This is a genomic window from Paenibacillus sp. UASWS1643, assembly GCF_008693195.1.
GTDB classification, from domain to species: domain Bacteria; phylum Bacillota; class Bacilli; order Paenibacillales; family Paenibacillaceae; genus Paenibacillus; species Paenibacillus amylolyticus_B.
This window is the reverse complement of record NZ_VXKZ01000104.1, coordinates 127231-142579: the sequence shown is the minus strand read 5'-3', so window position 1 is coordinate 142579 and position 15349 is coordinate 127231. Positions and strand designations below refer to the sequence as shown.

11 protein-coding genes and 2 tRNA genes are annotated in these 15349 nt (G+C 47.6%); all 13 read right to left on the bottom strand.

Annotated elements, in window-relative coordinates; all coding sequences use genetic code 11:
* Positions 1 to 125: 125 nt before the first annotated feature.
* Positions 126 to 1682 carry a tetratricopeptide repeat protein gene (locus tag FE296_RS11340; RefSeq protein WP_150364984.1) on the bottom strand — a complete coding sequence of 519 codons (1557 nt, stop codon included), beginning with the start codon at positions 1680 to 1682 and terminating at the stop codon, positions 126 to 128.
* A gap of 233 nt (positions 1683 to 1915) precedes the next feature.
* Positions 1916 to 2341 carry a hypothetical protein gene (locus FE296_RS11335; protein WP_124116041.1) on the bottom strand — a complete coding sequence of 142 codons (426 nt, stop codon included), beginning with the start codon at positions 2339 to 2341 and terminating at the stop codon, positions 1916 to 1918.
* A 183-nt stretch (positions 2342 to 2524) separates the two neighbouring features.
* Positions 2525 to 2598, bottom strand: a tRNA-Ile gene (locus FE296_RS11330).
* A 56-nt stretch (positions 2599 to 2654) separates the two neighbouring features.
* Positions 2655 to 2728 (bottom strand) — tRNA-Met (locus FE296_RS11325).
* A gap of 71 nt (positions 2729 to 2799) precedes the next feature.
* A complete protein-coding gene (locus tag FE296_RS11320; RefSeq protein WP_047843730.1) occupies positions 2800 to 2991 on the bottom strand; it encodes a hypothetical protein in 192 nt (63 codons plus the stop codon).
* 106 nt (positions 2992 to 3097) lie between these two features.
* Positions 3098 to 4549 (bottom strand): ABC transporter substrate-binding protein, encoded by a 1452-nt coding sequence (locus FE296_RS11315; protein WP_124116040.1) that lies wholly within the window; start codon positions 4547 to 4549, stop codon positions 3098 to 3100.
* 20 nt (positions 4550 to 4569) lie between these two features.
* On the bottom strand, positions 4570 to 5433 hold the full coding sequence (locus FE296_RS11310) for an ABC transporter ATP-binding protein (protein ID WP_036614799.1): 864 nt from the start codon (positions 5431 to 5433) through the stop codon (positions 4570 to 4572).
* A gap of 2 nt (positions 5434 to 5435) precedes the next feature.
* A complete protein-coding gene (locus FE296_RS11305) occupies positions 5436 to 8357 on the bottom strand; it encodes an ABC transporter permease (RefSeq protein ID WP_150364983.1) in 2922 nt (973 codons plus the stop codon).
* Positions 8357 to 9466 (bottom strand): efflux RND transporter periplasmic adaptor subunit, encoded by a 1110-nt coding sequence (locus FE296_RS11300; protein WP_124116038.1) that lies wholly within the window; start codon positions 9464 to 9466, stop codon positions 8357 to 8359. The genes FE296_RS11305 and FE296_RS11300 overlap by 1 nt, the downstream gene beginning before the upstream one ends.
* Entirely contained in the window at positions 9429 to 10376 is a 948-nt protein-coding gene (locus FE296_RS11295) for an ABC transporter ATP-binding protein (protein WP_124116037.1), read from the bottom strand. Before FE296_RS11295 ends, FE296_RS11300 begins: the two co-directional genes overlap by 38 nt.
* Positions 10377 to 10648: 272 nt before the next feature.
* Positions 10649 to 11290 carry an orotate phosphoribosyltransferase gene (pyrE, locus tag FE296_RS11290; RefSeq protein ID WP_036614805.1) on the bottom strand — a complete coding sequence of 214 codons (642 nt, stop codon included), beginning with the start codon at positions 11288 to 11290 and terminating at the stop codon, positions 10649 to 10651.
* Positions 11287 to 12027, bottom strand: coding sequence for an orotidine-5'-phosphate decarboxylase (gene pyrF / locus FE296_RS11285; protein WP_150364982.1), 741 nt, complete (start codon positions 12025 to 12027; stop codon positions 11287 to 11289). Before pyrF ends, pyrE begins: the two co-directional genes overlap by 4 nt.
* Before the next feature lie 103 nt (positions 12028 to 12130).
* Positions 12131 to 15349, bottom strand: coding sequence for a carbamoyl-phosphate synthase large subunit (carB, locus tag FE296_RS11280; protein ID WP_124116035.1), 3219 nt, complete (start codon positions 15347 to 15349; stop codon positions 12131 to 12133).

Genomic DNA, 15349 nt, shown 5'->3' with positions numbered 1-15349 from the left:
TTGCTGTTGAAATAGATGATTGGTTGAATATCCCATTAATACGATTACATCCCAAATAAGTTTCAATTTTATACACAACCATAACCAACATTTTACATACAGGAGACAAACTAAAATTGTTCCGGTCAGATCATCTCGAAACTCTGGAGCAACGCTGCTGCCTCTTCATGATCAGGTTCCAGAGCTAGTACCTTACGGGTATATGACAGTGTTTCTTCTTCCAGTTCAAGTTCATAACAGCACACAGCCAAATCGTATAAGACAGCTGGATTATGATTACTCGGATCTGCAACCAACGATATCTCCAGAAACCGTTTAGCATCCTCATACATATACATTTCATATAATAGCTGACCTGCCAAAAATGCCAGCCCCCCTTCCTGCTCCATCACATAATAGGACGACCACATTGTATGAATTCCTGACTGAATATCGAGCATTTCCTCATCACTTGCATCAGGAAGAAGACTGGAGATGTGCGTCGCGCTGTGAATCAAGAACTCGGCATCATACCCGCCCAAACGCCAAAACGGCAAAATATGCTTCAACTCCATGCTCTCTATCCGCTGGTCTACCCATTGCTTCATGCTGAAAAAGTCATCCGGTCCAAAACGTTCCACAAATCGATGATAGGCCAGTCTCGTGTTCACATAACGAATCGGTTCATCCACCATCAACATGCATCCAACATTCAGATCTTTATAATGATGTGTTGTGAATCGAGTATGTGCTCCCTGTTGTTCCAGAACATATTGAATCGCATGGTAGTTAGCAGTTAGCGAAAAACTCCCGTGAAGAACAAATTCAGGTGGCTCTGCGAACTTCCAGTTATCCAGACGATGATCCCCTTTATCAGCGGTAATCAACACATAACCTGACTGCGACAGCTTGTTCAACCGTTCAAGACAGGACAAGCCAATTGCGGGGAAAAGGATGTGTGAATCCTCCAGTTCCTCTTTGTACAACGTAATCAGTTCCGAATAAGGATAGTTATCTGCACTGTATTCAGGTGCCCGGCGATACTCATAACTCAGCGTCATGTTCTTCAACATCTCAGCGGGATCCAGATTAAGACGACGATCCGGAGACTGAAGGAGCAGATCACACTCATATATCTCGCCGGACCCAATATAGATTAATTCCTGCGGGATGCTGTCAAAAAAGTAATTGGCAATCAACAACAACGGTTGTTTCAGATCACCAGGCCGAATAACCGTGCCTGCGACAACCAGATTCAATTCCGTATCCTTTACAGCGTCAAAACGTGCAAAATCCACTATACCTTGTTGAATAAAGGATTGCATGGATGGATGCTCCTGCCAACCCAGCACATTCTCTGCTACGAGATCGGTCATTACATATCTGAAAGGCGGTAACTGTATTCCAGAAAACTCCTTCAACTCAAGCAGTTTCAGGAGAATTTGGTGTGCCAAACGCCCTACACCCGCTCCAAGTTCAAGAATGGTTACGGTCTCGCTGATCTTTCCTTTGTTCGAGAGGTCTTGAAGAAAGCCAAAGATCATCTCTGCATACGCCGTGGCAATCATCGGATTACTCGTAATATATTGAGGGACTTGGTTCTCTGTCCAAGCTTGTAGCCCCTTCTGTTCATAATAAGCTCTCTGCCAATCCCAGACCGGAGCTTCACTGTAACGAAAACGTTGACTTTCATTTGACGTCATTAAACGGAAACCTGCTTTCTATCACTAATTTCATACGTTTCTCAGATGTTCACGTATTATTTTATGTCCAATACCATTCAATCTCTGTAATGCATTATATCATAGAACCCTACCTACTCGATGAAGTTCAGTTTTCCCCTTCAACAGGAAAAAAACCTGCTTTTGAGGGCAGGTCTGTAATGTGCTTCATACAATAGATTATTTCTAGTTCACATAGATGAGGATGCTTAATATTAGTCGGAATATAATACGCCGTCAAAGTTCTCAGGGCCTACACGGATTGTGCCCAACAAGTTGGAGCTGACAAATGCAGTGTACGTCAATTGTGGCGTAATTGGTGGATTGAAGTCATCAGCAGAGAATGTAATAACCTGAGGTGCGAGAACACTCAGATTAAATGTGGAAGTGGCAGAATAAATAACTGGGTCTGTTGCTAAAGTCCCTCTAACTATAGTAATCGTAATTCCAGCAAGCGCCAATGGAAGCTGTACAGAGACTGTTCCTTTGAATTGAACACGTGGGTTAGCTCCGATACCAGCTGTGGACACCAAACCAATCTGTCCAAATAATTGAGGTGTGTTAATTACAAGGATTGGAATGGCGATAGAGTTAGCCAAACTCGCATTCTGCGAAGTTCTTGCATCAATAAATTGACTCATGAAATCTACCTCCTATGGGTTGGGATAAGGTAGTATATGCGAGATTTGAGATATGGCATGGACATACACTGACATTCGCAAAAAAAGGCATATTAGAAAGATACCATTAACAAGTTACCTTTTTGCTCCAGCACTTAATTGTAGACAGAAAAAAACCCTTGCTAGGCAAGGGTTTCAAGAGTATGGGCCCTACAGGACTCGAACCTGTGACCAATCGGTTATGAGCCGACCGCTCTAACCAACTGAGCTAAGGGCCCTAGACATAATGTAAAACGTGCAGATGATGGCTGTAAATCATCCAAGTGAAACTAAATTGCGGGGGCAGGATTTGAACCTGCGGCCTTCGGGTTATGAGCCCGACGAGCTACCGGGCTGCTCCACCCCGCGTCAGTAAGAAATATTAAAACAGCGACTTAATTAATATACACTATTGATACCCTATAAGTCAAGGGGTAATGTCAGGGAATAAATCGTACACCGTAACGACCTTTGCGTGATCGATAAACTTCCACTTCCGCCGGTTCATTATGACCATAAATCCATCCATCCTGCTCCATCCGCTTGGCCAGACATCCTGCCTGAAATTTGGTTGCATACAACTTGCTGAAATATACCCAGTGCATACCGCTCGTCCTTTCCGGAGTCGTCATTTATTCCTGCTTTTTGTAGAATACCCCATTTTCATAAAAATAGCCGCCAAAGATTAAAATCTTCAGCGGCTATCCTTAACTTATGATATGACTACTTCATCAAATCTCATTGAAACGTAGCTTTAGGATCCTTTTTCAATTTCTCCAGCATCTCGTTTCCTTTGGCTGCCCACTCACCAAGTGCTTCTTTTGGTGTCTTTTTGTTCTCTAGTACTTGGTTGAAATATTCCATACCTTTTTCATTGACTTGCCATAAACCTGGGGATTTTTGGTACATCTTATCCAGATTGGTATTTGTTGGCGGAATCGGCTTCAGCGCATAGAATGCTTGAATGTTATAATCCAGGCCGTCTTTGGGCTTAATGAAGCTCTTCCGTGATACCATCTCATAGCTGCTACGTGCTTTGATCTTAGCCCAGTCCTCACTGTTCATGTACTTGATCAGTTCCCACGCATCATCCGGATTCTGAGCCGCACTATTAATCGCCATGAGGTTGCTCAGGTAGATGCTACCTCCAATTTCAGGAGCTTCCGGGTGAACTGGAGGTGTTACCACATCCCAATCCACTTTCGTAAAGTCTTTCATTTTATCCGCATTTTTATTGGCATCAATTAATTGATTAATATAGCTGTAATCACCAATAACCATGGCTGACTTGCCACTCAGGAACAGGTCACCCTGTACTGGATCATAACGCCCACTCGGATTCTGATCCTGTGGTTCGTCGCCTTTAGGAATAACTTTGTCAATCGCAAGTTTGCTGATGGTGCTCCATACTTTCTCCCATTGAGGAGAATCTACTGTCATCTTCTCTGCTTTGTCATCAAACGTCTTCAGCTGCAACGAGCTGTAGTACTGCTGCATGGAGTAGTACGGCGAACCACCCTGATATGTCGTGAAGGAGAAACCAAATACATGATCTTTACCTTCACCTTTCGTTAGACGGGTACCCAGATTGAAAATATCGTCCCATGTCATGTTGTCCGTTGGCGGTTCCACGCCTGCTTTTTCAAACATACCCTTGTTATAGAACAAAGCCGATGAGGAGAATGTTGGTGTCAATGCATAAATGCTCTGATCCCCAAGGTCCTTAATTCCCTCCAGTACACTAGGCACGATATCACTGGTATCAAACTTATCTTCCTGCATCAGTGGGTCCAGCTGTTTCACCAGATTCTCCTGAATTAATGATTTCACTGTAGCGGTATCCGCCACGATGACGTCAACCGGGTTATCGCCAGTCATAATCTTCTTCAGACTTTCCATCGTATCCGGAACTTCCTGCTGTTCTTCGGTGTTGCCATATCCATACATGCTGCTCTGATCAACGGCAGCTACAATCTCAATGGTTACATTGGGATGGGTCAGCTCAAAAGCATCAGTAAACTGTTGACGGAAATAACTGTCATCTTGCCCTCCCCACATTGTAGCCACACGTAATACACGTTGCTCTGTATCTTTCGCCTCACTTGCCGTACAGCCAGCAATCAGCGGCAATGCTAGCGTCGCAGTAGCCATGACAGCCAGCACACGTTTTCCCCACATACTATTCTTCATTTCCCAGTTCCCCCTCTTAATTATCTTGGCGGTGTAATGACAATACGTTCACCGTCAAATTCCAATGTAGCCCGGTTATCAATGGATAAGGCCTCCAGATACTCTTTTGGCACCTGAAGTCGTCCTGCACGGTCTATAATGACAAATGCTTCATGGATGTCTGGCATACCCGCCTCGGACAAGTTATGCTCATCATCCAGATTCGGGTTGCGCTTCACAAACTCAGTACTGGTCAAGCCGTCCCGGATCGCAACGATCCGGTCTACCTTGCCAGCTAGCGTCAAGTCATGGGTAACGATGACAATCGTAACACCGAGTTCCTTGTTCATTCTTCGGAAAATGCCCATGATTGTATCACATGTCTCGGAATCGACCGAACCGGTTGGTTCATCTGCAAGCAGAATTTTGGGACGATTGGATAATGAGATCGCAATCGCTACCCGTTGCTGCTCTCCTCCTGACAACTGATGCAATTTGTTATGCATCCGATCCTTAAGGCCTACCCATTCGAGCAACTGTTTCGCGTAAGCACGATCACGCTTGCCTCCCAGAATCATGGGAGTCTCCACATTTTCCAGTGCAGTGAGATAAGGCAGCAAGTTACGACCGTTATTTTGCCAGATAAAACCTACCGTATGACGTTTGTATTCGACCAATTGGGCATCTGTCATCTTGAGCAAATCCCAGTCTCCCACAACAGCCGTACCAGCCGTAGGACGATCAAGCCCGCCCAGAATATTCAGCAGCGTGGATTTACCGCTACCGCTGTTACCGATGATGGCCATCATTTCACCTTGATTGACAGTCAGGTTGAGACCCTGAAGGGCAACGACTTCCACATCGCTGGATTTAAAAATTTTGACAAGTCCTTCGCATTGGATCACGTTTACCTCTCCTCTCCCATTTTGACTGCCTGGTGAACCCGCAATCTGCGAATCTGCCAGAGCAACATCGTTGCACCAATGACCAACATCACCACGGTGACCCCATACAGTTGCAACATATCCTGCTGTTCAAACACAATCCGGAACGGAGGTACCTGAGCAGAGACATTATCCGTCGTTTGCAGGAATGGCAGGAATAAACGACTGGATACCTGACCAATTCCAATACCTAGCAGGATCGATAGCCCCGCTGTGAACACCTGCTCCAGCAGCAGCATACCGCTCAGTTGTGCCCGGGATAAACCCATGGCCCGTAATACACCAAACTGCACAACACGTCCGGACAAGTTGAAAAACCAGTACAGCACGTATCCGATCAACGAGATGATAACCGATACCAGGAATCCAAGGCTCAATATCCCGAATACGCCACCTCTTGACGGATGTTTACCCTGAGATACCAATTCGGAGCGGACGTCACGTACAGAAGATAACTCAATGCCTTCTGCTGCGAGTTTCTCCATTAATGGAGCCACTTTGGCATCCGGTTTCATTTTCAGCCACACCTCATAAGGAATCAAAGGCACTTGATCATAGATATAATCCAGATTCGCCACGAAGAATGGCATCTGATCCGGATACTGGGCTGGCCAGTATGGAATGATCCCGAACACGACGAATTCAATCGCCTGTCCCTGTACACCCATGGAGACGAGGTCTCCAGTTTTCAACTTAAATTTGTCAGCAAATTTGGAAGAGATCAATACAGCTCCTTCATATTTACCAAGCAAGTCAAGGTACTTGTAGGGATGTGCCGGGAACAGATCGTTGCGGAACCATGCCACTTGAGCAAAGTCCACATTATCAATTCCGACCAGCATCCCCTGTCCGCCCGATTTACCAGAGACGATAATATTGCCTTTGGTCTGCAGCACTCGTGCTGCATGTTCAACCCCGTCTAATCTGCGGAACACTTCAAATGGAGGTTCGGAGTAGATGACTTTGGATGGCTGCGAAGAACCGCCGCCACCACCTGGAGCACCTCCACCGCCATTGCCTCCGCCGGAACCACCACCAGCAGAACCTCCTCCTCCATTGCCACCACCTTGTTGACCCCCACCCGTACCGCCATTCTGTCCGGAACCACCGGGTTTAACCTCAGGTGTCCCTTCCCACACAGTCTGCATAATCACATCAGAACCATAACGGTACAAGGTACGCTCAGTGGAATTCAGATCAATCGTCCGAGCAGCAGCCGAGTTGTACACCCCAAGTCCCAGTGTCAGTACAAGGAGGATCATCAGCGGATAATATGAAGAAGATGATCGCGATAGCTGTGTTAATGTCAGATACAACGGGACCGGGAGAAACTTGCGACCGATCAACTGAATGAGCTTCAATATCCACGGGAACAAGCGCAGGAAGAATAGTCCGAGCGCAAAGATCGCGAGTGCGGGTACAAAGAACAGAAACGGCTGTACCTGCAGCTGATCGGTTGTCATTCCGGTCTGGAAGGTCAACATCTGACGTTCATAGAACAGGTAGTATCCATATCCAGCCAGACCCAGCAACACAACGTCCAGGAACCAGCGTTGCCATACTGGAGCACGGTCTGTCCGTGCTTGCCGCCGCTTGGCAGATACAATGGTTGCCCGTGCATAGGTTATCGCAGGGATAAGTGATGCGATGATCGCAACAAGGACCGCTGCTACGCCCAGGAGGATAGCTTCTTTTGATACACCGATCGGAATAGACTTCCGATCTACGAACGAGAGAAAGCCACTTGCTGAACCGATACTCTTGGCCATAAACCAACCGAGCAACGGCCCAATAACCAGTGCAATAGCGCCCAGAAATATGCCTTCAAGCAGGTAGAGAGAGAAGATCTGCCGAGCTGAAGCTCCACGGCTGCGCAATACCGCAATATCACTCTCTTGCTTTTGTAATGACTGTCTGGCATTCATGGCAATAAAATAAAAGACCATCGCAATCATTGGTGCTGCCAAGGTAAACAACATCGTCTGCAGTTGCAGACTCTGACTGCGGAACTGCTTAAGCAGATCACCAAAGGTGATATCCACTTTTGTATCTTTCAGCCGCTGGTACAGATCGATATCCAGCCTTTCCAGCATGGAAGTCAGACCTGATAACTGGCTGGTTTGAATTTCTTTCAGATCAAAGGCATAATACCAACGTGAATTTTGAAGTGGAATCCCTTTTTCCTTCAGTAAAACATCATTAAAAACCGATTCATCCACATAAAGTCCATTCATCATGCCGTCAAATCCTTGTACCCAGTAAGGGCTGTTCGGATCATCTGCCTTGAAGGAACCCGTAATCTTCACACGTAACGTGATATCAAGACCGCTATACACCGGATATTCCAGAATGTCACCGATATGCAGGTCGTTACGGTACATGCCCTCTTCCAACATGACTGCCTCGATCGTGTCATCTTTGACCTGGTTTCCAGGTTTCACCCCGGCAGAGTAATTCACCTGTGCATCCAGCCCACTCATCGTACCCAGACTCATACTGCGCGCCCTGCTGGCATCCACTTTGGTTGGATCTTCCGGGCTCACCTCTGTGCTGCGAATAGATCTTGAATTCACATACGTATGAAAAGGAAACCCGATGTCGCGAGGAACATCCTCACGAATATAACGATCTACTTCATCCAGACCCCGAGTGTCTGTCTTCACGCCACCGGGTGCCTGATAACTCATAAGCAACGAACCGGCTGGCAATCCTTCACTGTTATCCTGCAGCGTCTGCGCGACGACCCGTTTCAACGCACCATCGGCATACATTGGAATACTGACGGTGAACGCAACCGCCACAATTAATCCGATTAATGTGTTGAAGGTCATCCAGCGCGTGTTCCACATTTTGCGGAACAGCAGCCGAAGCAATGGCAGCCCCATTAGCGTCCCACTACTTTCTGGCCGACGGTCAGACCTTTCAGAATCTCGACATCTGTCGACGTCTGCTGGCCCACTTCAACGTCCACTTCACGCTTGCTGCCATCACTCTCCACGACTTGCACATACGTTCTTGAACCGATGGAGCGTAGAGCGGATACAGGAATCACAATCGCGTTCTCCGTACGCTGCGTTACAATCGAGACGGATAAGGGTGTGCCACGTTCCACGCCTTTTGGCATTTTTGCAAGTGTAACGATAACATACTTATCCAGTGTTTCCTTGGTTGGAGGCGTCCCGTCTTCCCCCGTTCCTTCGCCACTGCCACTTCCCGATGCTTCCGCGATAGGCATAACTTTAATTTTGCCAGAGACTTTACCAGCTCCATTAATATCTACTTCTGCCTTCATACCAGCGGAGAACTTCTCCAGATCTTCCTTGGCAAAGGTAGCTGCCACAACCAGATTGGATGTATCCGCAATCGTAGCAATCGGATCATACGCTTTCACGGCTGCACCCTTCTCTACCTGCACAGCAATAACGGTACCGCCAAACGGAGCTGTCAACGTGGCTTTGCCCAGTTGTTCCTCCAGATCAGCGAGTTCCTGGCGCAGTTCTTCAAACGCAATCGTTGATTCTTCGAACTCTACCGGGTCCATCTCATCCTTCTTGCGGAGTGTTTCCTTCATTTGAACTTCGGATTTGCGAATAGCCAGTTTCTTGCCACGTATCTCTTTCTCTACACTTTCCACATCGAGCACGGCCAGAAGTTGGCCCTTTTTCACTTTATCCCCTGGTTTAACATTTAACTCTTTGATATGCATGCCATCAAGCGTGAAGTACACCTTCTCTTCCCGCTGACTCATCATTTTTCCACTGCCACTTACTTTTTTTTCCAACGTTTCCGTCCGGACTTCATATTCCGGTTTCTTGGAGATCGTTGGTGGTGTAATAGGCGGAAGTACTTCTTCCTCTGTTTCTGACGGCAGCAATGAGCAGCCGGACATCGTTGCAACCATTATCGCACCAAGTACAATAAGTGTTGCGCGTTTCCCCCTCTTCGGAGCGGCCCCTTTACTTGATAAATCTGCCGTCCGCCATTTCATAAACATGGTCCGCAACCTCCAAAATTGTAGGATCGTGTGTAGTCATACATATTGTTACTTGTTCTACTTCAATAATATTGCGGAATACGGCCATAACCTGAGCGCCCATCTTGGAATCCAGTTCCGCTGTAGGCTCATCCGCAAGCAACAATCTGGGTCTATGGGCAATGGCCTTGGCTATAGCCACCCGCTGTTGTTCTCCCCCGGACATCTCGAATGGACGGTGCTTCACCCGTTTGGATAGTCCAACCAGATCCAGACAGTGACCAACCCTGTCCTTCCATTCCGCTCGCGGAACGTCCGCCATGCGCAGCGACAGTTCTACATTTTCCCAAGCAGATAATAAGGGCATGAGTGCATATGCCTGAAAAATAAAACCGATCTCTTTGCGCCGCAAAGCGGTCCGCCTCCGGTCTCCCCAATCCTGAAGAGGCTGGCCAGAGAACAGAATGTCTCCACTTGAAGGCTGATCCAGTCCACCGAGCATATTCAGCAGCGTTGTTTTGCCTGAGCCCGATCGCCCCTTCAGCATGACCAGTTGTTGCGGATTCACTTCCATATCAATGCCTTTGAGCACATGGATAATGCGACTGCCTGTCTGGAAACTGCGATGCACGTTACGCACCTCCAGTACAGGTCCATCATATGGAGGCAGCATATCCTTCTTTGGTTTGATCTTCCTCTGGGGTTCATCAACGGTGGTGATAGTAGCTGCAGCCACTTCATCCGAAGCGATTTCACTTTCAGATAAAGATACTTCACTTGTCGGGTGCGCTGATTCACCTATGTATGTATTTTCTCCCGACTCCGTCGATGCCTCCAACGGTGTTTCCCCCTGTTGATGTTCATCGCCTGACTGGCTCTTGGCAGGTCTTTTTCTGAGAAATAAATTCTTCATGCCAGCAATCACGCTCATCCTTTCTTGATATCCCGATCATTTCTTCAAAAAACCTAAAATTAGAAATCTGTTCCAACCTACACTGAATTATAAACGACCGATCCCAACTAAAAGTTACAAGCTTTTTACAACGGTAGAGTGAAAAAGTTAATATTTTGATGAACAAACAAAAAAAGCACCCCAAAGTGCGGGATGCCTCTTGCATATTCGATGGTTTTGCCGATATGACGGCAATCATTACAATTTTGATACCGTTCATTCATGAACATTTTTTCGAGGTATCAATTAAATTATTTACCAAATGAAGAAGGATCTTCACGCCAGGATTTGAGCAATTCAAAATCGCTTTCCTGAATCGTTCCCTGAGCCAAAGCCACATCCATCAGAGCCGTATAATTGGACAACGTCTGAAGTGGAATTCCAGCATCTTCGAATGCTTTAACACCTTTATCCAGCTGGTAGCTGAAAATGGCAAGCACGGCCAACGGTGTTGCGCCTGCTACACGTACGGCTTCGGCTGCTTTGATCGAGCTTCCACCTGTAGAGATCAGATCTTCGATGACAACCACTTTCTGTCCTTCGGTAATCAAACCTTCGATCAGGTTCTCCTTGCCGTGTCCTTTCGCTTTATCACGAATGTAGGCCATCGGCAGATCCAGCTTCTGAGCCACCCAGGCAGCATGCGGGATACCCGCGGTTGCCGTACCTGCAATGACTTCTGCATCCGGATATTGGTTACGAATGATCGTTGCAAAGGCTTCAGCGATATCATTACGAATCTCGGGATAGGACATCGTTAAACGGTTATCGCAGTATATTGGTGATTTGATGCCGGATGTCCATGTAAATGGCTGTTGCGGACGTAACGCCACGGCTTTAATTTTCAACAGTTGGGAAGCAATATGATTCGGAATCTCATTCAGTTCGATCATGCGTTCAACATCTCCTTCAAAATGGTTTCTGCCGCTTCACGCGGATTGGAAGCGCCTGTAATGGGTCTGCCTACAACAATGTAATGACTTCCTCTGGCAATGGCTTCACCCGGCGTCAAGACTCGTGTCTGATCTCCCAGACCACTACCCGCTGGACGAATTCCTGGTGTAACGGTGTGAAAAGCACTGCCACACGCTGCCCGAATTGCGGGTACTTCCAGTGGAGAAGCAACAACCCCATCGAGTCCGGCCTCTTGGGCTAGTCCTGCATAACGGACCACAGCAGCTTCCACACTTCCCGGGATGCCAATCTCGTTATTCATCGTTTCCAGACTTGTACTGGTGAGTTGGGTGACTGCAATGATCTCAGGCTTGCTAAGGGAAGGATCGGCAGCGATTGCTGCCTCAGCACCTTCACGTGCAGCACGCATCATGAGGGCTCCACCCGCTGCATGTACATTGAACATGTCTACCCCAAGACGTGTGATACTTTCAGCACCGCCACGAACGGTGTTGGGAATGTCATGCATTTTCACATCCAGAAAAACGGAGCAACCTTTGGATTTTAGCTCCCGAATAAAGTCCGGTCCTGCTGCGTAGAACAGCTGCATGCCCACCTTCAGATAACAGGGAATGCCTTCAAGAGCTTGTACCAATGCTTTCGCTTCTTCCGCTCCAGGATAATCCAGTGCCACCATCAGACGGCCAGCCATTTCATTGAAACTCGCTTGATTCATCACCAGCGCTCCCCTCCACTTGCTCATTTTTTCCGTTTTTGCCCGATATAAAGGACATCCCGCCAGCCCGCAGGCTGACTGATGTCCTTCATCAGAGACTTATTTATTTTACAAAGACAGGCATTGCTTCCGAAGAGAAGTTGATCGTTTGCAGCATGATCAGCAGCGCACGAATCGTATCCAATGAAGTCATACATACAATGCCGTTTTCTACCGCTTCACGACGAATTCGGAATCCGTCACGCTGCGGTGTTTTGCCTTTGGTCAGTGTGTTGAAGACAAAGTTCGCTTCGCCGCTGCGGATCATATCCAGAATGTTCGGCGAACCTTCACTTAATTTGTTCACAGTCGTTACCGGAATGTTCGCTGCTTCAAGCGCAGCTGCTGTTCCGCCCGTAGCCATGATTTTGTAACCCAGTCTGTAGAAACCTTCGAGCAAAGGAACCGCTTCGTCCTTGTCTTTGTCTGCCACAGTCACAACAATCGCTCCGGTTGCCGGAATTTTCATTCCTGCGCCGATGAGACCTTTGAACAACGCTTTAGCGTAATTCGGGTCACGACCCATAACCTCACCTGTAGACTTCATCTCAGGTCCGAGGGTTGGTTCTACACGACGCAGCTTAGCGAAGGAGAAGACCGGAACTTTGACAGATACATGATCCGATTCAGGCCACAGTCCATCGACATAACCAAGATCTTTTAGCTTCACACCCAGAATGGCTTGTGTTGCCAAGTTCGCCATCGGAATGTTGGTTACTTTGCTCAGGAATGGTACGGTACGGGATGAACGCGGGTTCACTTCGATAATGTACACTTGGCCATCATGGATAACAAACTGGATGTTGACCAGACCAACCGTTTTCAGTTCTTTCGCAATTTTGATTGTAATCTCTACAATCTTCTCTTTCAAATCCTGGGACAAATGTTGAGGAGGATATACCGCGATGGAGTCACCAGAGTGAACCCCTGCACGCTCGATATGTTCCATGATTCCCGGAATCAATACCGTTTCACCATCACAGATGGCGTCAACCTCAACTTCTTTACCCATCATGTAACGGTCGATCAGGACCGGATGCTCTGGATTGATTTTAACCGCCTGTTCCATGTATGTCAGCAATTCAGCATCGGAGTATACAATCTCCATCGCACGACCGCCGAGTACATAGGAAGGACGAACCAGTACCGGGTAGCCCAGACTTTGAGCTGTTTCTACCGCATCATCAACGGAAATGACCGTTTTACCTTTTGGCTGTGCAATCTCCAGACGGGAGAGCAGACGTTCGAACTTCTTGCGATCCTCCGCCTCATCGATGCTTTCCAGATCCGTTCCGAGAATGGTTACACCTGCATTACGCAGTGGTGCTGCCAGATTGATGGCCGTTTGACCACCGAACTGCACGATAACCCCTACTGGTTTCTCCTGTTCAATCACGTTCATGACATCTTCGAAGAAGAGCGGTTCAAAGTACAGGCGATCGGATGTATTAAAGTCCGTAGACACCGTCTCCGGGTTATTATTGATAATGACTGCTTCATATCCTGCTTTTTGCAAAGCCCATACTGCATGTACAGTAGAGTAATCAAACTCGATACCTTGACCGATCCGGATTGGTCCTGAACCCAGTACCACAACTTTTTGCTTGTCGGAAGGGATCACTTCATTCTCTGTCTCGTAAGTTGAGTAGTAATATGGCGTTGTGGCTTCGAACTCAGCCGCACATGTATCTACCATTTTGTACACTGGGCGCAGGTTCTCTGCTTCCCGACGAGTTCTAACTTCCGCTTCAGTTGTTAATGTGCCTCCTGGTTGACCTTGCGCACGCAGTTCAGCAATGGCACGGTCTGTGAATCCAAGGCGTTTCGCTTGATACAGAATGTCGGAGGACAATTCGGATTCTTCGCGAATGCGATCTTCGAATGCGATCAGACCTTCGATTTTGTCCAGGAACCACCAGTCAATCTTGGTCAAATCCTGTAGCTGTTGCAACGTATAACCTCTGCGGAATGCTTCGGCAATCAGGAAGATACGCTCATCATCTGCTTTGATCAGACGCTCGTTCAGGGTAGCTTCGTCCAGCGTTTCGGCATCCTTCAGGTAGAGGCGATGTACGCCAATTTCCAGGGAACGAACTGCTTTGTGGATCGACTCTTCGAATGTCCGGCCAATCGCCATTACTTCGCCTGTTGCTTTCATCTGAGTTCCCAGTTTACGGTTCGCCGAGATGAACTTGTCGAATGGCCAGCGTGGGATTTTGCTCACGATATAATCCAGCGTAGGCTCGAAGCAAGCATACGTTTGGCCTGTTACCGGGTTCACGATTTCATCCAACGTGTAACCCATGGCAATTTTGGCAGCCATTTTGGCAATCGGATAACCCGTTGCTTTGGAAGCCAGAGCCGATGAACGGCTTACCCGTGGATTTACTTCGATAACATAGTATTGGAAGCTGTGTGGGTCCAGTGCAAACTGTACGTTACATCCACCCTCGATGTTCAGGGCACGGATGATTTTCAGGGAAGCTGAACGCAGCATTTGATATTCACGGTCCGACAGAGTTTGGCTTGGTGCTACAACGATACTGTCGCCTGTATGAACACCTACCGGGTCGAAGTTTTCCATGTTGCAGACAACGATACAGTTATCGTTTTTGTCCCGCATAACCTCATATTCGACTTCTTTCATGCCTGCAATGCTCTTCTCGACCAGACATTGCCCGATTGGGCTGTAACGAATTCCCGCTACCACAGTCTCGCGCAGCTCTTCTTCGTTCGCACAGATTCCGCCGCCTGTTCCGCCCAGCGTATAGGCTGGACGCACGATGATTGGATAACCAATCTCATTTGCAAATTCAAGTGATTCTTCAAGTGTCGTTACGATCACACTCTCAGGTACAGGTTGTTCCAATTCACGCATCAGGTCACGGAACAGATCACGATCTTCCGCTTTCTCGATGGATGTCAGCTGTGTTCCGAGCAATTTCACATTTTCACGTTCCAGCACGCCTGCACGTGCCAGTTCTACCGCCATGTTCAGACCCGTCTGACCACCCAGTGTTGGCAGCAAGCCGTCTGGACGCTCCTGACGAATGATTTGGGTTACAAAATCCAGGGTGATTGGCTCAATGTATACTTTGTCAGCCATGTTTGTATCTGTCATAATCGTCGCCGGGTTGCTGTTAATGAGTACAACTTCCACGCCTTCTTCTTTCAGAGCCTGGCAAGCTTGTGTACCGGCATAGTCGAACTCGGCCGCTTGACCGATGACGATTGGACCGGAACCAATCACCAGGATTTTTTTGAGATCTTTGTTAATCGGCAT

Coding starts and splice junctions, on each gene's coding strand:
- pyrE (WP_036614805.1), bottom strand. CDS start 11,290: ATGATCGAACTGAATGAGATTCCGAATCATATTGCTTCCCAACTGTTG.
- FE296_RS11295 (WP_124116037.1), bottom strand. CDS start 10,376: ATGAGCGTGATTGCTGGCATGAAGAATTTATTTCTCAGAAAAAGACCT.
- FE296_RS11320 (WP_047843730.1), bottom strand. CDS start 2,991: ATGACGACTCCGGAAAGGACGAGCGGTATGCACTGGGTATATTTCAGC.
- FE296_RS11315 (WP_124116040.1), bottom strand. CDS start 4,549: ATGAAGAATAGTATGTGGGGAAAACGTGTGCTGGCTGTCATGGCTACT.
- FE296_RS11300 (WP_124116038.1), bottom strand. CDS start 9,466: ATGTTTATGAAATGGCGGACGGCAGATTTATCAAGTAAAGGGGCCGCT.
- FE296_RS11305 (WP_150364983.1), bottom strand. CDS start 8,357: ATGGGGCTGCCATTGCTTCGGCTGCTGTTCCGCAAAATGTGGAACACG.
- pyrF (WP_150364982.1), bottom strand. CDS start 12,027: ATGAATCAAGCGAGTTTCAATGAAATGGCTGGCCGTCTGATGGTGGCA.
- carB (WP_124116035.1), bottom strand. CDS start 15,349: ATGCCGATTAACAAAGATCTCAAAAAAATCCTGGTGATTGGTTCCGGT.
- FE296_RS11335 (WP_124116041.1), bottom strand. CDS start 2,341: ATGAGTCAATTTATTGATGCAAGAACTTCGCAGAATGCGAGTTTGGCT.
- FE296_RS11340 (WP_150364984.1), bottom strand. CDS start 1,682: ATGACGTCAAATGAAAGTCAACGTTTTCGTTACAGTGAAGCTCCGGTC.